The sequence below is a fragment of the Streptomyces sp. adm13(2018) genome, assembly GCF_008042145.1.
Classification (GTDB): domain Bacteria; phylum Actinomycetota; class Actinomycetes; order Streptomycetales; family Streptomycetaceae; genus Streptomyces.
The window spans coordinates 22263-42556 of the sequence record NZ_RDBH01000116.1; the positions used below are offsets into that span (position 1 = coordinate 22263).

The following is a 20294-nucleotide window of genomic DNA, read 5'->3' on the forward strand; positions in this document are numbered from 1 at the left end:
AGCGTCGACGCCGGGTCACGGCATGTTCTTCGAGCGTGAGGACACAATCCTCGAGCTCGTGACCGACTCGTCGTGTGAAAAGCCGAGATCGCGGCCGGGCTGCGGAGCCGGCCGGACGACTGCCAAGCCTGCCGCTGGACGACCATGGCCGACTCGGCCCAGGGGCTGGTCAGACAGAGCCGGGGTCTGTCCGACTTTCGGCGGGGACGTGGTGGTGGTACGCGGGGTAACGGGGCATCGCCGACGGTTCGAGAGCCGGCCGGAGGTGACGACGGCCTGTTGCCCTGAGATGGGAAGGGCAGTCAAAAGGATGTGCCGGAGGACGCTCTCTCGGCCTCGTCACATGCCGTGGTCCACGTGTTCACTGCATCGGCTGGGTGCCCGTCTGTGGTCCGGCGGTGTTCCAGGGCGTCCAGCCCGAACAGCATGAACGTGAACAGGGGCGGCAACGGCGCAATCACGACCACGACGCCTCCCGTTGAAGCTGTGCCGAACGGGCACAAGGGTCTCCCCGAGCGGTCGGGACCTTCGTACTGTCGGGCGCCGCCTCGTGCGGTCCCGGCCTTGGTGGGTGGACTGGTGGGCTGCCGGACCGGGGGCCAATCATGGTGACGGCCCGGCAGCTCCGGGAGCGCGGCGAGTGAATCGGGCTGGATCTCCTTGATCGTCTCGCCGACCGCGCTGCGGCGCAGGACGGTGTGGAGCATGTCGTCCGTGATGACCGGCGGCCGGCCATCCTGGGTGAGACACAGCCGATCCGATCGCGCTAGTCGTTGCAGCAGCTGCTGGACGACGCCGAACTCCGCAGCGGTTTCAGTGCGGCCGTGGCAAGCCTGCGAGCGGTGACGTGCGGTTCGGTGGCGGGCAGGATGAGATGGCTTATGGTCATGCGGACGATGATGTCCGCTGTCATCTCGAGAGTCTCCGTGTGCTGCTCCGGGTAGCGTGTGCCCAACCATTCCCGCACCAGGTGCTGGCCCGCGTCGAAGATCGGGTCCGCTCGGGCGGTGAGGTAGGGGAGCAGGCTGTCGGAGCCCTGGCGGGCGGCTGCTATGACAGCCCGTATGAGGGGCTGCGTGTGAGCTTCCTCGAGTACGTACCGAATGGCGACTTCGAGGCAGGCTTGGGAGTCGGGTAGGCCGGGATGGAGCGTGTCGGCCACCCCGGCGAGGAACTGCCGGGTCTCACGGATCACCAGTGCGCGTCCCAGACCGGCTCGATTGCCGAACTCCTTGTAGACGGAGGGGCGGGAGACCTGAGCTCGTGCTGCGACGGCCGCAAGGCTGACCTGGTCCCATCCGGCTTCGCAGGTCAGGTCGCGAGCGGCATCGAGGACGCTTATCCTCATCTGCTTGCGCCAGGCGATCCGTGGGGAGTCGGGTGCTTCTTCACCTGCGAGGGTGTTCTTCGTGCGTCGCTGTTCGGTTTCCATGGCACATGTCTGTTCGCGAGTAGAGCCGCCGGATCACGAGGAACTACGCGAGCACGCGGCCGGATGAGCATGCGGTGGTGTCGGCCCCTTGGTACGGGGGACGGGGCCGACACCACGCTAGGGAGTCCGGGTGAACCGGACTGTCAGGAACGCTTGCGACGGGCGACCAGGACGAGACCGCCGCCGAGGGCGAGAGCGGCCGCCGCCATGCCGACGGGTACCAGGGGATCGGAGCCGCCGGTCTCTGCGAGCGGAGCGTTCCCGCCGTCCGCTGCGAGGCCGGAACCGCCGTCGCCCGTACCGGCGCTCAGCCCTTCCGCATCGGGCGAGGCGGTGGTTCCGCTCGTGCCGGCCGAGGTTCCTGTGCCGGTCTCGCCGGGCTGCTCCTCCCTGGGCTGGGCCTCACCCGGTCGACCGTTGGAGCCGGAATCCTCGACGTCGGAGGCGGGAGCCTGCTGCGTTGCGCCATCGGTGCCGAACCCGTAGGCCCCACGGTCAGGCGCACCGCCGGCATGGCGGGTGCCGGTCGTGACGGCGGTGAACGGAGTGCCCGAACCGATGGCCGGGGAGTTGTCGCGCAGCCGGAAGGCCGCGTCCGCAGTGGTGCCGGCGTCGGTGAACTTCGGGTCGGCGACGATGTCGTGGGGACCCTTGACCTCGGGAGCCTTGCCGCCGAAGTAGACGTTGTAGTCGTAGGTCACGTCCACGTTGCGGGACTTGCTGTTCGTCGCCTGTCCGGGCCGGCCGTACGCGATGTTGTTGAGCAGCCGCACGTCGGTGCTGTCGTGGGCGTAGATGTTGGCGTAGCTCTGCATGCGCGGGCTTCGGCCGTTCAGGTACGCCGTGTTGTGCACGATGTCGACGTGCTGGCTCTTGTAGGAGTGAATTCCCGAGCCGCCGTTGTCGTAGGACAGGTTGCCGGCGACCAGGACCCGTCCTCCGTAGGCGGGGTGACCCGCGTCGCCCTTGAGCGTGTCGATGATGATGCCGTTGCCGTCGGAGTAGCAGCGGCATCTCTCCCACTTGATCTTGGTCTCGTTGTCGTGGACGCGGTTGCCGGTGATGCGGATCTTGTACGTCCTGGCGTCGGAGTTCCCCACATCGCGCGGAGTGAGGACGGAGATGCCGCTGGTGGCGTAGACCGTGTACCACGAGTTGGAGTACACGTGGTTCGCGGAGATGGTCACGTGGTCGGATTCGATCGCCGATATGCCGCCGCCCGCACACGCGTGCACCTGGTTGCCGGTCACCTCGACGTGGTGCGACGCGGCACCCGTGGACCTGTCTCGTTCGATCGAGATGCAGTTGGTGTTGTAGGTCGGGTCGCCCTTCTTCGATCCGCGTTCGGCCCCGGCCAGGTTCAGTGCGGCGTTGTTGCCCTTGATCTCCAGGTTCTTGATGGAGATGTAGGACGCGCCGTAGACGCTGATGCCGTTCCACGCCCGCACCGGGTGGATCACCGGCCGGTGGCCGGGGTGTGCGGTGAAGGTGATCGGTGCCCCCGGTCGTCCCGAGCGCTTGATGGTCAGCACGTTGGATCCTGCGGAGCGCTCCGAGTACGTGCCGCTCATGATCGAGACGGTGTCACCGGGGCCGGCGCTGTCGGCGGCCTTCTGGAGGGTGCGGAAGGGTGCTCCGACCGAGGTCCCCGGGTTGCCGTCGCTGCCTTCGGGGCTCACGAAGTAGGTGCGGCCTGCCGCGTGGGCCGTACCGGCTCCCACGGTGACCACGCCGAGTGGGGCGGACGACGCGAGCAGTGCTGCGGTCATGGCGAAGGTGCGCGTGCGTTTCATTGGTGCCTGGTCTCCGAAGTCGTCCGGACGGAAGCGGGCCGTGTCTCCCTCGGTCGAGAACCGCGCACAGGAAAGTGGGCGCCGGGAGCAACAGGGCGAGGCGTCACGCCGTGTAGGAGCGCTGCCCCGGGGCGGTGCGCGACACACGGGTGCGCTCCGAAGTCCGCTGTGGGGGTGGGGTGGTGCGTGAACGACAGTTACAGAAGTGGAAATTGAGCGCAACCCTGTACCGCCTGTAAACATTCTGACGGCAGGTCAGGCAAGCCGGGTCGGTGCCGATGACTGTCGCCGGGTCATTTCGAAGAACCTCTGCACGGGGGTTGCGAGTTGGCATGCTGGTATATCAGCATGCCGCCATGCCACAGATCGACTATCCAGTGAACAGCGCCGAAGCCCTGCCGCCCGGCTCGCTACCGCCACTGCGCCAGGCCGTCTCCCGAACCGACCGGGTGCGGGAGGCGCTGCGCCAGGCGATCCTCGAAGGTGCGCTTCAGCCCGGAAAGCCCTTGGTGGAGCGGGAACTCGCGGAGGTGTACGGGGTGTCCAAGACCCCGGTGCGCGAGGCCCTGAAGCAGCTCCACTCCACCGGCCTGGTGGAGATCAACGCCTACCAGGGAGTCAGTGTCCGCCGCCCCGACAACCGTCTCGTGCAAGAGCTGTACGCCGCCCGCTGTGCCGCGGAACCCGAGGCCGTTCGTCTGGGTGCGGTCCGTCTCGGTGCGGGCGCCCACGCGGCCGCGCGTCAGGCGCTCCAGGACGCGACCACGCTCATCGGCTCGGGCGAGACGCGCGGTCTGGGCATCGCCAACCGGCGTTTTCACCGCGAGCTCTACAGTGCCTGTGGTAACAGCTTCCTCTGCGGATTCCTGGACCAGCTCCAGGACCTCACGGCTTTCGTGGCCGGCCTCGGCTGGCGGCTGCGTGCCACCTGGGAGGAAGAGGCCGCCGAACACGCGGCCATCCTGGAGGCGATGGAGCAGGGCGACGGTCCGCTCGTCGAACGGCTGACCCGCGCTCACATCGAGAAGGCCAAACAGACCATCTCCCGCGCGCTCGGCGACGGCCCCGGCGACGCCCGGTGAACGTCGAGCTGTTCGCCCACCCGCTCTCCTTCCGCCGACACCCGCAGGTCCAGGCGGACCGACTGGCCGCCCATGGCGTCGACGGTGTCCACCTGGCGTTCAGCTATCACGGCGGGCGGTGGCTGTTGACGACCAGCGACCCGTGTGCCGTGGTCGACTTCAGGGCCGGGCAGTGGTTCCGCGACGAAGCCGTCCCCGTCGACGGGAACGACCTCGCGCTGCCGGCTCTCGGTGACGACGCGACCACCGCCACGACCGCCCTGCTGCGGGCCGGCCTCGGTGTGACCGCCTGGCTCGTCGGGCTCCACCAGTCCGGACCCGCCACCCGCCATCCCGAATCGGCCCTCCGTAACGCCTTCGGCCACCACTACCGGCACGCACTCTGCCCGGCACGGCCCGAGGTCCGCGCCTATGCCACCGATCTTGTCGCCCGAACCGCCCGACGGCCCGGTGTCACCGGCCTCGAACTCGAAGCCTTCGGCTACCTGGGCTGGCAGCACCAGAGTGCTCATGACAAACTCGGCGCGGCCCTGCGTCCGGTGGACCGCTGGCTGCTCTCCCTGTGCTTCTGCTCCGCCTGCGCGGAACTCTTCACCCACGCGGGCATCGACGTGCCCGCCCTGGCCGAAACCGTCCGCGCGGCACTGCTCGCCCAACTCGCCGAGCCGCGCGAAGCCGGCGACCTCGAAGTCGACGCGCGCACCGCCCTGGGTTCCGACCTGCACGACACCGTTCTCGCCGTGCGCTCGCGAACCACCGTGACCCTCGTGCGGGACGCCGTCGCCGCAGCCGACGGACTGCCCGTCTCCCTACGCAGCACCAGTGACCCGTATGCCTGCGACGGCAAGTCCGCCGCCGACACGAGCGCCCTCGCCGCAGCAGCGGGCGCCCTCACCGTCACCGACCTGTCAGGTAATCATGACGCGCTGCGCCGCGAGCTCGCATCGGCAGCCCGGACCGGCGCGCAGGTGACCGTCGGATGGAACCTGGCCGTCGGCCGGACCACCGGCGAGCAGCAACTCGCGGATGTCGCCCGGGACGCGTACGCGGCCGGAGCCCGCTCCCTGGCCCTCTACGCCTACGACCTGGCCCCAGCGCAGCGCCTCGCGTGGCTGAGTGGCCTCTCCCGCCCGATCGGCTGTCCTGACACGGCCAAGCCCGCACCCCCGCCCCCTCTACCGGAGCCGGTGAAATGACCGGATACCTCGTACGCAGACTCTTCCAACTGATTCCGGTCGCCCTCGTCGTCTCCCTGGTGCTCTTCATGCTCCTGCGGCTGATGCCGGGCGACCCCACGCTCGCCATCCTCGGCCAGGAGGCCACGGAGCAGGACCGAGCGGTACTCCGAGAGGATCTCGGCCTGGATGCACCTTTGTGGCAGCAGTTCACCCAGTGGCTCGGCGATCTGGTCCGCGGCGACCTGGGCAGCTCGTGGCTCACCGACGAGAGGGTGAGCACGGTCATCTCCGACCGGTTCGCCGCCACGGCCGAGCTCGGAGTCATCGCGCTGGTCTTCGCCGTTCTCATCGGGATCCCCGCCGGCCTTCTCGCCGCCGTCCGCCGTCGCACCCGTACGGACACCGCGCTGAACTCCGTCGGTCTGGTCGCCCTGTCCGCACCTCACTTCTACCTTGCCGCACTGCTCATCCTCGTCTTCGCCCTGTGGCTCAAGGCCCTCCCGCCCTCGGGATACGTTCCCTTCACCGAGGACCCCGTCGAGAACCTGCTACGCATGGTCCTCCCAGCCGTCACGATCGGCTCCACCATCGCCGCGGTCACCATGCGCCAGACCCGCGCCGCTCTCCTCGCCGCGTTCAACGAGGACTACATCCGCACCGCCGAGGCATCAGGTCTCTCACGCAGCCGGATCGTGGGCGTCTACGCCCTGCGGAACGCCATCGTGCCGGTCGTGACCGTGATCGCTCTCCAGATCGGGGCGCTGATGAGTGCCACCGTCGTCACCGAGACCGTCTTCACCGTTCCCGGCATGGGCACCTTGATCGTCAACGGCATCTTCAGCCGGGATCTCCCCGTCGTCCAGGGCGCCGTGCTGATGGTCGTGATCCTCGTCCTCATGGTGAACCTTCTGGCAGACCTGGTCTACGCCTGGCTCGACCCGCGCATCACGTACTGACTCGGCCTCGCCCACAGCGTCACCCGATCCGCGCCTCCCCGCGCGCCGATCAGCACATCCCGCACCGCACGTCCCGCACGTATCTCCTGGAGCGCCGATGGCCATAGACCTCGCGCCGAAAGTCTCCCGCAGACCGGTTCTGGACCGGCTGCGCCGTGACCGCCGCGCCCACATCGCCGTACCCCTGCTGTTCCTCCTGCTCGTGGCCGCTGCCGCCGCACCCTTCTTGTCGGACTCGGTCAGCGCCACGGACACCGGGCGGCTCCTGACCGGCCCCAGTTCCCAGCACCTGCTCGGCACCGACGAGATCGGACGGGACGTCCTGGCCCGGATCGTCGCCGGCGCCGCGGTCACCGTAGGGGTGGCCACCATCACCGTGGGCGCCGCCCTGATCGCCGGCACGGTGCTCGGTCTGATCGCCGGATACCGCGGCGGCTGGGTCGACACCCTCGTGATGCGCGTCTCCGACGGACTGCTCGCGTTCCCCCTTCTCGTCCTCGCCCTCACCGTGGTCGCGGCCCTCGGCCCCGGGCTGCGCAACGCCCTGATCGCCATCGCCGTCGTCACCACCCCGCGTTTCGCCCGCGTGGTCCGGGGCGAGGTGCTCTCCCTGCGCACCCGCGAATGGGTGTCCGCTGCACGTATCGTGGGCGTCACACGGACGACGATCATGCGCCGCCACCTGCTGCCCCACCTCGCCGGCACCCTGCTGGTGTTCGCCGCCCTCCAGGTGTCCACCGCGATCATGGCCGAGGCCGCGCTGAGCTTCCTCGGGCTGAGCGTCCAGCCACCGCAACCGAGTTGGGGCGCGATCGTCGCCAGTGGCACCGACCACCTGAGCGCGAGCTGGTCGCTCAGCGTCTTCCCCGGGCTTGCGATCCTCCTTACCGTCGCCGCGTTCAACCTGCTCGCCGACGCCCTGCGCGACGCGCTGGACGCCCACCGCCCGGACCTCGCACCCGCGCGCTGAGCGGTCTCGCAGCCCTCCACCCCCTTTCCCCGTACAGAGGAAGTACTTCGTCATGCCCAACTCCACGCCGCCCCGGATACCACGTCGCACCGTCCTGGCCGGTGCAGCGGCCACCGCGGCTCTCGCCACCCTGGCCGGATGCGGATCCTCGGACTCCTCCGACGGAACCTCCGGGGGAACGCTCACCGCCGGTTTCGACAACGAGCCCGTCACCCTCGACCCGGCGCTGAGCTCCGCCATCTCCTCCGACCGCAACGTCCTCAACCTGTTCTTCGACACCCTGTTGCGTCAGCGCCGCGACGGAACCTTCGAGCCGGCCCTCGCCACCCGATGGACCGACACGGGCACCGAGATCACCTTCGAGCTCCGCCAGAGCGTGAAGTTCCACGACGGCACCCCGTTCGACGCCGACGCGGTCGTCCTCAACCTGAAGCGGATCTTGGATCCCGCCACCCGCTCCACCAAGACGGCCGCACTGGCCTCCATCCGTGACGTGAAGGCAACCGGCCCTCGGACCGTCACGGTCACCCTGAAGGCGGCCGATCCGCTGCTGCTCACCCAGCTCGCCCACGAGCCCGGCATGATCGCCTCGCCCACCGCGCTCGCCAAGGGGGCCGACGAGTTCGGCCGCAGGCCGGTCGGGACCGGCCCCTTCACGTTCCGCCAGTGGCGGACCAAGGTCCAGCTCACCGCCGAGCGCAACAAGACGTACTGGGCCAAGACCGAGGAGGGCACCGCGCTGCCGCTCCTCGACAAGGTGGTCCTGCGCTTCGTCACCGAGGCCAAGGTCCTGCGCGCCGAACTGTCCACCGGAGGGGTGCAGCTGGTGCGCGCCCTCCCCCCGGAGGAGTACAAGCAGCTGGCCGACGCCCCGCGGGTCACGATCAAGGACGAGGGCGTACGCCGCAACTACTACGCCTCGCTCAACGTCACCAAGGGACCCTTCCGCGACCCGCGGGTACGCGCGGCCTTCGCGATGGCCGTCGAGCGCAGGTCCGTCGGCAAGGCCGCAGCCGGCGGAGACTTCGACATCGCCCCCTCCTTCGCCACCGCCGACGACTGGTTCTACGACGACTCCCTCGCCCCCCTGCCGTACGACACCGAAAAGGCCCGCGCCACCCTGGACAAGGCCGGACTGCGCGGAAAGGTACCCATCACCCTCGTCGCCCGCCGCCGCGCCCCCGACCCCACCGTCGGAGAACTGCTCCAGAGCCAGCTCACCGCGGCGGGATTCGCCCCCAAGGTGGAGATCCTCGAATTCCAGACCCAGCTGGAACGCATGCGGAATCAGGACTTCGACGCGGCGATCCTCGTCATCGACATCCCCCGCCTGGACCCCTCCCTCACCTTCGACCCGTACTTCGCCAGCGACGGCCCGAGCAACTGGTCGGGCCTGAAGGACTCCGCACTCGACGCCCTGCTCGACAAGGGACTGAGCACGGACGACCGCGCCGTGCGCAAGCAGGCGTACGTCGACGTGCAGCGCCGCATCCTGGAGAACAACTACTGGGTCTTCCTGCACCAGGCCAAGTCACCACTGATCCACAGCAGCGACCTCAAGGGCGTCGACCTCGACGTCGACGGCCAGTGGCGCCTCGAGCGTGCCCGGCTCGGCTCCTGAAGGGCCTGCGATGACCCTCCTCGACATCAGCCGACTCGGCGTCACCTTCCACACCGCTTCCGACGAGCCGCCCGTGCGCGCCGTGGACGAGGTCAGCCTGCACCTCGACACCGGTGAGACCCTCGCCATCGTGGGGGAGTCCGGTTCCGGCAAGACCGTCACCGCCCTGAGCCTGCTCGGCCTCAACCCGCCCCCGCCCCTGTGCGAGACCACCGGGTCGATCCTGTTGGACGGCGCCGACCTGCGAGGCCTGGACCGACGCTCCTGGCGGGAGGTACGCGGCAACCGGGTCGCCATGGTCTTCCAGGACCCCGGCACCGCCCTCAACCCGCTGCTGACCATCGGCACACAGATCCTGGACGCCGTCCGCGCGCACGAACGCATGAGCCGCGAGCAGGCGCGAAAGCGGGCGGTCGAGGCGTTGACCCAGGCCCGCATGCCCGAGCCCGAGAAGCGCCTGACCCAGTACGTCCACGAACTGTCCGGAGGCATGCGCCAGCGCGCCGCCATCGCCCTGGCGATCGCCGCCCGCCCACGACTCCTCATCGCCGACGAACCCACCACCGCCCTCGACGCCGCCGTCCAGGCCGAGATCATGACCATGCTCCGCTCGCTGTGCGACGACCTCGGCATGGGCCTGATCCTCATCACCCACGACCTCGGCGTGGTCGCCGAACAGGCCGACCGGGTCGCGGTCATGTACGCCGGGCGGATCGTCGAGAGCGGACCCACCGCCCAGGTCCTGGCCGATCCCCGCATGCCCTACACCCAGGCACTCCTGGCAGCGACCCCGCGTCTGGACGCACCCGCCCGCACCCGCCTCGCCTCCATCGAGGGCCGGCCACCCCGGCTCAGCGAACACCCTCCGGGCTGCTCCTTCGCACCACGCTGCCCGGTTCGCACGGAGAGCTGCGAAAGCGCCGTGCCCCCGCTGCTCACCGTCGGCGAAAGCCACGCGGCGGCATGCCTGTTCGCCGACGCACCACGCGAACGGTCCCTGGCGCTGCCCGTGACGACCTACGACCTGCCCCGGGATGCCGATCACGAGGGCGGCACGCCGCTCGTCGAGTTCGACGCCACCGACCTGCGCTATCCGGTCCGCACCGGAGCGCTGCGCCGTATCACCGGGCACGTCGACGCCGTCCAGCAGGTGAGCCTGAAGGTCGAGCCGGGACGGACGCTCGCTCTTGTGGGGGAGTCCGGCTCGGGCAAGACCAGCCTGACCAAGATGCTGCTGAGGCTGGAGACCCCCTCCGGGGGAACCGTCCGCTACGACGGCATCGACGTCCGACGGCCGTCCGCCTCGGAACTGCGGCGGCTCCAGCGGGAGGTCCAGGTCGTCTTCCAGAACCCGTACGCCAGCCTCGATCCCCGAATGACGGTCCGCGAGATCCTCGCCGAGCCGATGCGGGTCCACGGGCTGGACACCGCGGAACCCGAGCTCGTACGCCTCCTCCAGGACGTCGGCCTCGACGCGTACGCACTGGACCGCTTCCCCTCCGCCTTCTCCGGCGGACAGCGCCAGCGCATCGCGATCGCCCGGGCCCTGTCCCTGCAGCCGCGACTGATCGTCTGCGACGAGGCCGTCAGCGCCCTGGACGTCTCCGTCCAGGCCCAGATCCTCAACCTGCTCGCGGACCTCCAGGCCGCCCACGGCATGGCCTACCTCTTCATCACCCACGACCTCGCCGTCGTCAGATCGGTCGCCCATCGCATCGCCGTCATGCGGCAGGGCCGGATCGTCGAGGAAGGCCCAGCCGACCGGATCTACGAGACCCCCTCCCACCCGTACACCCGCGAACTGCTCTCGATGGCCCCGGGGCGCACCGCACCCCGCCTCGCTGGCGCGGAGAGCACTCCCGGCACCGACAAGGAACGGAGCATCACATGGCCGAAGTGACCCGAGTCCGCCTGACCTCGATCAACACGCCGCGGCACAACAGCATCACCTGCGGACACATCCTCGTCGAACTCCTCACCGACGACGACGCGCTGACGGGCCTCGGTGAGATGTCCGACCTCCAGCACCTTCCGCGCTACCACCTCGACGTACCGGAACTGGAAGCCACCCTCAACGAGATCCTCGTGGGCCTCGACGCACTCCAGATCACCGAGATGGAACACCGCCTGGAAGCGAACTTCCCCCAGGCCGGATACATCTACGACAAGAGCCGCGCCATCAAGTGCGGGGTCGACATCGCCTTCTGGGACCTGGCCGCGAAACAGCTCGGTCTCCGGGTGTGCGACCTGCTCGGCGGCGCGGTCCGAGAGTCCGTGCCCATCGCGTATCCGATCTTCCGCCAGCAGCACGAGGAGGACGTCGAACGCAATCTCGCCATGGTGGGACAGCGACTGGAAGAGGGCTTCACCTTCTTCCGCGTGTACGTCGGACGCCGCCTCGACCTGGACGAGCGATTCCTGCGCACCGCCCGCGAACGGTTCGGCGACCGCATCACCATCAAGTCCCTGGACTTCTCGAACCTCCTCGACGCCAAGGCGGCCTGCGCCTTCGCCGAGCGGGTGGCCGACGTCGGCTACGACCTCGTCGAGTCGCCCGCCCCGCACCATGACATCCGCGGTCTGGTCCGGGCCCGCGACCGGCTCGCCGTCCCGATCAGCGAGCACGTCTACGGCTTCCGGTGGGCACTGGACCTCGTCGCCGCGGACGCGGTGGACGTGTTCAACGTCAGCGTCATCGCCATCGGCGGGATCACACCGGCCCGCCGGATCTTCGCGATAGCCGACGCCGCCGGCAAGGCGTGCCTGGTCGGCACCACGCAGGAACTGTCCATCGGCACGGCGGCCGCCGCGCACATCGCGATGGCCATGTCGGCCGTCACCGTCCCGAGCGATCCGGTCGGACCGCTCCTCTACACGCGGGACGTCGTCACCGACCCCGTCCGTTACACCGGCGGCCTGCTGTCCGTGCCGCACGGCCCCGGCCTCGGCATGACGCTCGACCCCCAGCGGCTGTCGGCTTCCGCCGGACCGCTGACCTGGGCGGCCACCAGCGCCGCCGCTGTCGTCGACCGACAGGTGGCCGCCACGTGAGCGACGCACCACAGCCGACGAGCGACGCCCGTGCAGTAGGCCGCTTCACCGGACGGGTCGCGCTGGTCACCGGCGGCGCACGCAACATCGGCCTCGCCATCGCTTGGCGGCTCGCCGAGGAAGGCGCGGCGGTGGCCCTCAACGGCCCCGACCCGGCCGAGACCGAAGCCGCGGCCGCAGCCATGCGCGACAGGGGCATGTCCGCGGTGGCCTGCCCCGGCGACGTATCCGACGCCCGCCAGGTCGACGCCTGCCTCAGCCGTACGGTCGATGTCCTCGGCGGACTCGACCTGCTGGTCAACAACGCGGCCGCACCCATGCTGGGGCGTGGTCCGCTGCTCGACCTCGACGTCGCCGACTGGGACCGCAGCTTCGCCGTCAACGCGCGCGGGGTGTTCCTGTGCACGGTGGCAGCCGCCCGGGTGATGGCCGCCGGCTCCTCGATCGTGAACATCTCCTCGGTCGGGGCCACCCGCGCCCACCGGGCCGCCGTCGCCTACGACGCCAGCAAGGGCGCCGTCGACGCGGCGACCCGTGCGATGGCCCTGGAGCTCGCGCCCCGAGGGATCCGCGTCAACGCGGTCGCCCCCGGCCCGGTCATCAACGACCGCTTCGCCCTCCTCGATCCGGCCCAGCGGCAGACCCGCGCGCAGCCGGTCCCACTCGGCCGGGTCGGCGACGGATCCGATGTCGCCGGGGCCGTCGCGTTCCTCGCCTCGGCGGACGCGTCCTTCATCACCGGACAGGTGCTGAACGTCGACGGGGGACTGAGCGCGCAGCTCAGGCCGCCGGGGACCGACCCCGGTCTCGACCGTCCCGTCCCCTGACCTGCCGCATCACCGTCCCGCTCCGTACCCGCCAGCTGTTCTGCCGCACCGAAGGAAGCTCGACATGACCCAGACCCCCCGGCAGCCCCTCGACCCCGATGATCTGGCCGCCCTGGGCGAGGCCAGCACCGCCACCATCACCACCCAACTCTTCAAGCACGGCCTGCGCAACACCTTCCTGGCGGGCCTGACCTGTGCCACGCCCGACGCCAGGCGCATGGTCGGCGAAGCCTTCACCCTGCGCTACATCCCGGCCCGCGAGGACATCGACACCCTCGAGGTCTACGACGACTACGACCACCCGCAGCGCCTGGCGGTCGAGCAGGCCGGCCCCGGCCAGGTTCTCGTCGTGGACTGCCGCGGCCAGGGACGCGCCGCCGCCGCGGGCAACATCCTGCTGACCCGCATGGCGGTCAACGGCGCCGCCGGCGTGGTCACCGACGGCACCCTGCGCGACATCGAGGAGATCAGCCGCCTGCCCCTGCCCGTCTTCGCCACCGGGGCGGCCGCCATGACCAACCTCGCCCAGCACCACGCCGTCGACCTGCAAGTCCCCATCGGATGCGCCGGCGTCGCCGTCTACCCCGGGGACGTCATGGTCGGCGACGCCGACGGCGTGGTCTGCGTACCCCGCCACCTCGTCCCGGTCATCGCCAGGGCGGCCCGGGAACAGGAACTGCAGGAGGCGTTCATCGTCGCCCGCGTGGCAGGTGGCGCCCCCCTGCGCGGCACCTACCCCCCGGACGAGGCGACCCGCCGCGCCTACGACGAGTCGCGCGGCGCGCTGCCGGCGACCGACTGAACCCCGTCCGCCCGGCGCCCTCCGACCGCGCCGGCGGCGGAGCGCCGGCAACCGGCGCTCCGGCAGCACGCCCCGCATCCCGTTCACCGAACGATTCGCCCTCCCCCGCAGAAGGCAGGAATCATGGTCAACCCCGCTCCATCCGGCTCTGTACGTTCCCGTAACGGGAGCACCGTCCCGCTCCTCCTTTCCGCCGCTCTGGTCGGCGCCCTGATCTCCGTCGCATCGGCAGGCCCTGCCACCGCGGCAAACCTTTCCAGCACCTTCGACGCCGTCGCGCCCGGCTCTCCCGCTCCCGGCTGGACGACCGGCGGTGACGTCACAGTCCAGGACGTGACCGGCACCGTCGACCGAAGCCTTCGCCTGCGAGACGTCTCCACCACGGCCAACACCACCGCCGCCGTCACGTTCGGAACCACGACGTCGACCGTCGTCGCCGGATTCCGGCTGCGAGCCGCCCAGTCCACCGCCACGGTCGGCGTACACCTCGACAGCTCGGGCGGCCACAGCGTCACAGTCGGGATGAGCCCCACCGGCCGCCTCTACACCTACGACGGCGCGACCCGGATTGACCTCGGCACCTACGTCGCCGACCGCTGGTACGACATCCGTCTCGTCGCCCGCCCCGGCACCGCCACTGCCGACCTCCACATCGACGGCGAACGCCGCGCAGCCGGGCTGCGTTTTCGCACCACCACCACCGATCTGGCCAGCCTGCAGGCCGGGGTCTCCGTGGCCGACACCGGCACCGCCTACCTCGACGACGTCCGCACCACCGCCGAGGCATCCCCGACGGCCTGGCCGCACCTCGGCACGATCGCCCCCCGCACGGCCGCACAGGTGGGCACCTCCCAGCTCCTCGTCGGGGCCGAGACCCTCGACCGCGACTACACGAACTACCAGGCCTACGCCCCCTACCTGGGGCGGCTGGGCGCGACCGGGGTCCGCCTGCAGGGCGGCTGGGCCAAGACCGAGAAGACGAAGGGGGTCTACGACTGGACATGGCTCGACCGCATCGTCGACGACGCCACGGCCCGCGGCGTCAGGCCCTGGCTCCAGCTGTCCTACGGCAACGGCATCTACACGGGCGGCGGAGGCGCCGGTCTCGGCGGCCAGATCCCGACGTCCACCGAGGCCCTGGCCGCCTGGGACGCCTGGGTGACCGCCATGGTCAAGCGATACGAGAACCGGGTCACCGAGTGGGAGATCTGGAACGAGCCCAACCTCGCCGGCATCCCGGCAGCCACGTACGCCGACTTCTTCGCCCGCACCGCGGCCCGCGTGCGCGCCGAACAGCCCGACTCCGTCATCTACGGGCCGGGCGAGGCCGGCATCGACGTCCCGTACACCAACGACTTCCTCGTCCGGCTCTCCGGACAGGGCAAGAGCCACCTGCTCGACGGCATCAGCTACCACCCCTACAACCCCAACCCCGACGACGTCTGGACCTACCAGCAGGTCGACAGGATCCGGGCCCTGATCAACCAGTACGCACCCGGAGCCGTACTCAGGCAGGGCGAGAACGGAGCCCCCAGCGCACCCAACAGCTTCGGCGCGCTCGGCGACCTCGACTGGACCGAACTGAGCCAGACCAAGTGGTTCCTGCGCCGCCTCACGCACGACCTCGGCCAGGGCATCAGCACCAGCGCCTTCAGCATCTCCGACCTCCACTACCCCTCGAAGATCAACAGCAAGGGCCTGCTCCAGACCAACAGCGACAAGTCGATCCGCTACGCCAAGCCGTCCTACTACGCGGTCCAGACCCTCGCCGCCGTCATCGACAGCTCGGTGACGGCGCTGCCGGCCTACCCCTTCACCACCGACTCCGCCACCACCCTGACCGTCCAGGGCTTCGCGAAGCGCGACACCGGACGCCAGATCGTCGGCATCTGGAACGGCACCACCACCCCGGGCGACAGCACCACCCGCACCCCGGTCCGCCTGACCCTCCCCGACGGCGACTTCACCGACCCCGTCTACGTCGACGTACGGACCGGTGCCGTCTTCGACATCCCCGCCGCCGACTGGACGGTATCGGGGAGCACCCACACCTTCCGCAACGTGCCGGTGTACGACTCGCCCGTCCTCATCGCCGACCGCTCCGCGATCAGGCTCTAGAAACCGCCGGGTCCCGCCCCCTCCCCCGGGCGGGGCCCGGCTCCGAGGAGACCCCCATGCACGCCACCGCACGAGCGGCCCTGCGGTCGGTCGTCGGACCCGGTCACTTCCGGGAGACGGACGGCGAACTCGTCCCCTACAGCAGGGACGCGACCCCGCTGTTCCACGCCCGGCCCGACGCCGTCGTCTTCCCGGCCGACACCGCCGAGGTCGCCGCCGTCCTCGACATCGCCACCCGCTACGCCGTCCCCGTGATCCCACGCGGCGCCGGCTCCAACCTGTGCGCCGCCACCGTCGCCTCCCGAGGAGGCGTCGTCCTGGTCCTGACCCGTCTCAACCAGATCCTCGAGATCGCTCCGGCCGAACTCCTGGCCCGGGTCCAGCCCGGCGTCACCAGCGCGACCCTGGCCGAAGCAGCCTCCCGCGACGGCCTCTTGTGGGCCCCCGACCCCGGCAGCCGCACGGTGGCCACCATCGGCGGCACGATCGCCACCAACGCCGGCGGCCTGCGCGGCCTCAAGTACGGCGTCACCCGCGACTACGTCCTCGGTCTGGAGGCGGTCCTGCCCACGGGAGAGGTGATCCGCACCGGAGGCCGCCTCCACAAGGACGTCGCCGGGTACGACCTCACCCGGCTCCTCACCGGCTCCGAAGGCACCCTCGCCGTCATCACCGAAGCCACCCTCGCCCTGAGGACCGCCCCTGCGACTGCCGGTACGGGAGTCGCCTACTTCCCCGATCTGGCAGCCGCGGGCCGGGCCGTCACCGCGATCATCGCCGCCGGGATCCTCCCCGCCACCCTCGAATTCCTCGACCGTGCCTGCGTCCAGGCAGTTGAGGACTTCGCCCGACTCGGGCTGCGCACCGACGCGGGCGCACTGCTTCTCTTCGGCGACGACGGCACAAGCGACACGGTCGCCCGCGCCCTGGGGCGCATGAGTGACGTCTGCACGGCCCACGAAGCCCTCGACGTCACGACCGCGGCCGAAGTAGCCCAGGCCGAGGCCCTCCTCGCCGCTCGGCGATGCGCACTTCCCGCCCTCTCCCGGCTGGGTGAGCTGACCATCCTGGAGGACGCCACCGTGCCCCGGCCCCGCATCGCGGAGATGGTCGACCGCATCGACGCCATCGGAGCCCGACACGGCGTCACGATCGCCACCTTCGGCCACGCCGGCGACGGCAACCTCCACCCCACCTGTGTGGTGAAGTCCCAGGACGACACGGATGCCGTCGCCCGCGCGGAGAGCGCCTTCGCCGACATCTTCGCCGCCGCGATCGACCTGGGCGGCACCATCACCGGCGAACACGGCGTCGGCGCGGCCAAACTCCCCTACCTGACCACGCAGCTGGGCGCCGACCAGATCGCCCTCCTGCGCCGGCTGAAGACGGCCTTCGACCCGGCCGGCATCCTCAACCCCGGAAAGCTGGGTTCATGACCGACCGCACAGGCGCCCCCCTGCCGAAGCCCGTCTTCGACCCCGACCTCCTCTCCCGCTGTATCTCCTGCGGCTTCTGCCTCCCCGCCTGTCCCACCTACGCCGAGACCGGTGACGAGGCCTCCTCTCCCCGAGGCCGGATCAACCTGATGCGCGCCCTGCAGACCGGCGATCTCGCACCCGACGACCCCACGCTGAAGGAACAGTCCTCGCAGTGCCTGGGCTGCCGCGCCTGCGAACCGGTCTGCCCGGCCGGCGTCGAGTACGGGCAGCTGCTGGAGCAGTGGCGCGACCACCAGTGGCGCGGACGCCGGATGCCCGTTCTCGCCCGTGCCCTCATGCTGGCCGCCGGCCGGCGGGTCCTCTTCCGCTTGCTGGGACGACTGCGGGGCACCCCGCCCGCGACCGTCGCCGAGACCCCGGCCGCCGGGTCCGGCGGGACCTCCCTCATGCTCGGGTGCTTCGAGCGCGTCCTCTTCCCGCGCGTCGGCCGCGCGGCTCTCGCCCTCGTCCCCGGGCTGACCGCCCCCACCGGCCAGGGCTGCTGCGGCGCGCTGCACGCCCACAACGGCGACACCGCCACCGGTGAGCGCCTCGCGCACCGGATGGGCGAGGACCTTCCCGGCACCATCGTCACCACCTCCGGCGGCTGCGCCGCCCACCTCGCCTCGGTCCTCGGCAGGGACCGCGTCCGCGAGCTCTCCGAGCACCTGGCCAACGGCTCCGCGTACCGCCCCCTCGGCGAACTCCGGGTCGACGGCCGCCGGGCCCGTGTCGCGCTCCAGGACTCCTGCCACCTGCGCAACGGCCTCGGAGTGTGGACCGCCCCGCGTGATCTGCTCGCCGGAATCGCCGACTACGTCGAACTCCCCTCGGCCGGCACCTGCTGCGGTGCCGCCGGCACGTACTCCCTGCTGCGACCCCGTGAATCGCGCCGCATCCTCACCGCCGAGATCGACGAGATCGAGGCCGCCGGCGTCGACTTCGTCGCCGCGGTCAATCCGGGGTGTCTGCGCCAGCTCCGCACCGGCCTGCGCCGCAGACGCTCACGGATCAAGGCCGTGCACCTGGCCGAACTCCTGCTCATGGCAGGAGACAAGAGCCTTCCGAGCGCCTAGGGGCGTCCACCGATCCGCCCGGGAAACCGACTCCAGCCCTCCGTGACACAACTGAGAGAAGACATGCCCTCCCGCTCCCCGCTCGACCTGCCCATCAAAGCCGCCCGCGCCGCCGCTCCCACTCTCGCCGCACTCACCCCGTCCGAGGTCGGCTCACTCCTCCGAGACCTCGCCGACGTGATCCGCGAGCACACCGACGAACTGGTCGCCCTCGCGGAGGAGGAGACCCGCCTCGGCGACGTCAGGCTGCGGAGCGAGGTACTGCGTACCCGCGTACAACTGGAGATGTTCGCCGAGATCGCCGAAGAGGGCGCCCACCTCGATGTCATGATCGACCGGGCGGACGACACGGCCGTCCCCGCCCCGCGACCGGACGTACGCCGCATGCTCGTCCCGCTCGGCCCGGTCGCCGTCTTCACCGCTTCCAACTTCCCCTTCGCCTTCTCGGTCCTCGGCGGTGACACCGCCAGCGCGCTCGCCGCCGGCTGCCCGGTCGTCGTCAAGGCCCACGAGGGCCACCCCCGTCTCAGCGACCGGATCGCCGCCCTCGCGGCCGAAGTCCTGCCACCGGGGGCGCTTTCCGTCGTCCACGGCCGCGAGGCGGGCCGCGCCCTCGTCACCGACCCCGCCGTCCAGGCGGTGGGCTTCACCGGCTCCACCACCGGCGGCCGTACGCTCTTCGACCTCGCCTCCGCCCGCCCCGACCCGATCCCGTTCTACGGAGAACTGGGCTCGCTCAACCCGGTGGTGGTCACTCCCCACGCGCTCGCCGCACGCGGCCCCGTCCTCGTGAGCGAGTACATCGCGTCCGTCACCCGCAGCCAGGGCCAGCTGTGCACCAAGCCGGGCCTGCTCTTCCTGCCCGAACGGCACGACCTGGACGAACCTCTCCGCTTGGCCATCACCCAGACCTCTCCCGCGCCGATGCTGGGATCCTGGATCGCCGAGGCCTACCGCACGACCCTCGACGAGCTGGCCACCCACCCCGCCGTCCGGCGGATCGCGACCGCACCGACCGGCCCCCACCACGCCGACCGGCCGGCCGACGGCCCCTCGGCGGAGCTCCTCACCGTCACGGCCCGCGACCTGCGCGCCCATCCCGAACTCCTCCGGGAATGCTTCGGCCCGGCATCGACCGTCGTCACCTATGCCTCCACCGAGGATCTGCTCACCACCCTCCGTGAGCTCCCGGGCAGCCTCACGGCCACGGTGCACGGCCAGGAGGAAGCGGACGAGGAACTGTCCCGCGAGATCTGGTCCGCCCTGCGGGCAGGCCGCCTGATCTGGAACGACTGGCCGACGGGAGTGGCGGTCACCCGCGCCATGCACCACGGCGGCCCCTGGCCTGCCACGACCAACCCGCTGCACACCAGCGTGGGCGGCACAGCCGTCGCCCGGTGGCTGCGCCCGGTCGCCTACCAGAACACGCCCGAGGCGTTGCTGCCGTACCCGTTGCGGACCGCCAACCCATGGCAGGTACCGCAGCGCACAGGGGCGTGACAAGGCGGACCTCTCCTCACGGTCCACCGAACATGAAAGGTCTCGGAACCGAAGCGGAGAAGCACCTCGGTCGCTGCCGGGTCTGTGTTGAGCGGGGCCGGGTCGGTTCTAGGTAGCGCTAGCGTGTAGAAGGCCTGGTTGGTATTTGTCCTGGTCAGGGCTGTTTGCGCTGGTGGGGTGGGGGACCGCCAACCCATGGCAGGTACCGCAGCGCACAGGGGCGTGACAAGGCGGACCTCTCCTCACGGTCCACCGAACATGAAAGGTCTCGGAACCGAAGCGGAGAAGCACCTCGGTCGCTGCCGGGTCTGTGTTGAGCGGGGCCGGGTCGGTTCTAGGTAGCGCTAGCGTGTAGAAGGCCTGGTTGGTATTTGTCCTGGTCAGGGCTGTTTGCGCTGGTGGGGTGGGGG

Annotated in this window: 15 protein-coding genes; 13 read left to right on the forward strand and 2 right to left on the reverse strand. The window is 70.5% G+C overall.

Annotated features, from left to right (window positions below; translation table 11 throughout):
* Positions 1-766: 766 nt before the first annotated feature.
* Positions 767-1432 carry a TetR/AcrR family transcriptional regulator gene (locus tag EAO70_RS15160; RefSeq protein ID WP_148003515.1) on the reverse strand — a complete coding sequence of 222 codons (666 nt, stop codon included), beginning with the start codon at positions 1430-1432 and terminating at the stop codon, positions 767-769.
* Between the two features lie 143 nt (positions 1433-1575).
* Entirely contained in the window at positions 1576-3225 is a 1650-nt protein-coding gene (locus EAO70_RS15165) for a right-handed parallel beta-helix repeat-containing protein (protein ID WP_187283892.1), read from the reverse strand.
* 356 nt (positions 3226-3581) lie between these two features.
* On the opposite strand from EAO70_RS15165, the gene EAO70_RS15170 reads away from it, so the two are divergent.
* From EAO70_RS15170 to EAO70_RS15230, 13 genes are all read left to right on the forward strand, one after another.
* Positions 3582-4307 carry a GntR family transcriptional regulator gene (locus EAO70_RS15170; RefSeq protein WP_148003517.1) on the forward strand — a complete coding sequence of 242 codons (726 nt, stop codon included), beginning with the start codon at positions 3582-3584 and terminating at the stop codon, positions 4305-4307.
* Positions 4304-5503: a hypothetical protein gene (locus EAO70_RS15175; RefSeq protein WP_148003518.1), complete on the forward strand. Its 1200-nt coding sequence runs from the start codon at positions 4304-4306 to the stop codon at positions 5501-5503. Before EAO70_RS15170 ends, EAO70_RS15175 begins: the two co-directional genes overlap by 4 nt.
* Complete coding sequence (locus tag EAO70_RS15180; RefSeq protein ID WP_148003519.1) at positions 5500-6441, forward strand: ABC transporter permease; 942 nt, start codon at positions 5500-5502, stop codon at positions 6439-6441. The genes EAO70_RS15175 and EAO70_RS15180 overlap by 4 nt, the downstream gene beginning before the upstream one ends.
* A 97-nt stretch (positions 6442-6538) precedes the next feature.
* Entirely contained in the window at positions 6539-7411 is an 873-nt protein-coding gene (locus tag EAO70_RS15185) for an ABC transporter permease (protein ID WP_148003520.1), read from the forward strand.
* A 52-nt stretch (positions 7412-7463) separates the two neighbouring features.
* Positions 7464-9032 (forward strand): ABC transporter substrate-binding protein, encoded by a 1569-nt coding sequence (locus EAO70_RS15190; RefSeq protein WP_148003521.1) that lies wholly within the window; start codon positions 7464-7466, stop codon positions 9030-9032.
* Between the two features lie 10 nt (positions 9033-9042).
* The gene (locus EAO70_RS15195; RefSeq protein WP_148003522.1) at positions 9043-10932 is read left to right on the forward strand and encodes a dipeptide ABC transporter ATP-binding protein; all 1890 of its coding nucleotides are present in this window, start codon (positions 9043-9045) and stop codon (positions 10930-10932) included.
* Positions 10920-12083 (forward strand): mandelate racemase/muconate lactonizing enzyme family protein, encoded by a 1164-nt coding sequence (locus EAO70_RS15200; protein WP_148003523.1) that lies wholly within the window; start codon positions 10920-10922, stop codon positions 12081-12083. Before EAO70_RS15195 ends, EAO70_RS15200 begins: the two co-directional genes overlap by 13 nt.
* Positions 12080-12910 carry an SDR family NAD(P)-dependent oxidoreductase gene (locus tag EAO70_RS15205; protein ID WP_148003524.1) on the forward strand — a complete coding sequence of 277 codons (831 nt, stop codon included), beginning with the start codon at positions 12080-12082 and terminating at the stop codon, positions 12908-12910. Before EAO70_RS15200 ends, EAO70_RS15205 begins: the two co-directional genes overlap by 4 nt.
* Positions 12911-12974: 64 nt before the next feature.
* Positions 12975-13712: a ribonuclease activity regulator RraA gene (locus EAO70_RS15210; RefSeq protein WP_148003525.1), complete on the forward strand. Its 738-nt coding sequence runs from the start codon at positions 12975-12977 to the stop codon at positions 13710-13712.
* Between the two features lie 333 nt (positions 13713-14045).
* On the forward strand, positions 14046-15830 hold the full coding sequence (locus tag EAO70_RS15215) for a GH39 family glycosyl hydrolase (RefSeq protein WP_187283893.1): 1785 nt from the start codon (positions 14046-14048) through the stop codon (positions 15828-15830).
* 56 nt (positions 15831-15886) lie between these two features.
* On the forward strand, positions 15887-17266 hold the full coding sequence (locus EAO70_RS15220; RefSeq protein ID WP_148003527.1) for an FAD-binding oxidoreductase: 1380 nt from the start codon (positions 15887-15889) through the stop codon (positions 17264-17266).
* Positions 17263-18384: a (Fe-S)-binding protein gene (locus EAO70_RS15225; protein ID WP_148003528.1), complete on the forward strand. Its 1122-nt coding sequence runs from the start codon at positions 17263-17265 to the stop codon at positions 18382-18384. Before EAO70_RS15220 ends, EAO70_RS15225 begins: the two co-directional genes overlap by 4 nt.
* Positions 18385-18447: 63 nt before the next feature.
* Positions 18448-19884: an aldehyde dehydrogenase (NADP(+)) gene (locus tag EAO70_RS15230; RefSeq protein ID WP_187283894.1), complete on the forward strand. Its 1437-nt coding sequence runs from the start codon at positions 18448-18450 to the stop codon at positions 19882-19884.
* Positions 19885-20294 lie beyond the last annotated feature (410 nt).

What these genes read in the sequence shown, in the direction of transcription:
- EAO70_RS15185 (WP_148003520.1), top strand. Translation starts at nt 6,539, where the DNA reads ATGGCCATAGACCTCGCGCCGAAAGTCTCCCGCAGACCGGTTCTGGAC.
- EAO70_RS15160 (WP_148003515.1), bottom strand. Translation starts at nt 1,432, where the DNA reads ATGGAAACCGAACAGCGACGCACGAAGAACACCCTCGCAGGTGAAGAA.
- EAO70_RS15180 (WP_148003519.1), top strand. Translation starts at nt 5,500, where the DNA reads ATGACCGGATACCTCGTACGCAGACTCTTCCAACTGATTCCGGTCGCC.
- EAO70_RS15195 (WP_148003522.1), top strand. Translation starts at nt 9,043, where the DNA reads ATGACCCTCCTCGACATCAGCCGACTCGGCGTCACCTTCCACACCGCT.
- EAO70_RS15200 (WP_148003523.1), top strand. Translation starts at nt 10,920, where the DNA reads ATGGCCGAAGTGACCCGAGTCCGCCTGACCTCGATCAACACGCCGCGG.
- EAO70_RS15210 (WP_148003525.1), top strand. Translation starts at nt 12,975, where the DNA reads ATGACCCAGACCCCCCGGCAGCCCCTCGACCCCGATGATCTGGCCGCC.
- EAO70_RS15165 (WP_187283892.1), bottom strand. Translation starts at nt 3,225, where the DNA reads ATGAAACGCACGCGCACCTTCGCCATGACCGCAGCACTGCTCGCGTCG.
- EAO70_RS15220 (WP_148003527.1), top strand. Translation starts at nt 15,887, where the DNA reads ATGCACGCCACCGCACGAGCGGCCCTGCGGTCGGTCGTCGGACCCGGT.
- EAO70_RS15230 (WP_187283894.1), top strand. Translation starts at nt 18,448, where the DNA reads ATGCCCTCCCGCTCCCCGCTCGACCTGCCCATCAAAGCCGCCCGCGCC.
- EAO70_RS15225 (WP_148003528.1), top strand. Translation starts at nt 17,263, where the DNA reads ATGACCGACCGCACAGGCGCCCCCCTGCCGAAGCCCGTCTTCGACCCC.
- EAO70_RS15190 (WP_148003521.1), top strand. Translation starts at nt 7,464, where the DNA reads ATGCCCAACTCCACGCCGCCCCGGATACCACGTCGCACCGTCCTGGCC.
- EAO70_RS15170 (WP_148003517.1), top strand. Translation starts at nt 3,582, where the DNA reads ATGCCACAGATCGACTATCCAGTGAACAGCGCCGAAGCCCTGCCGCCC.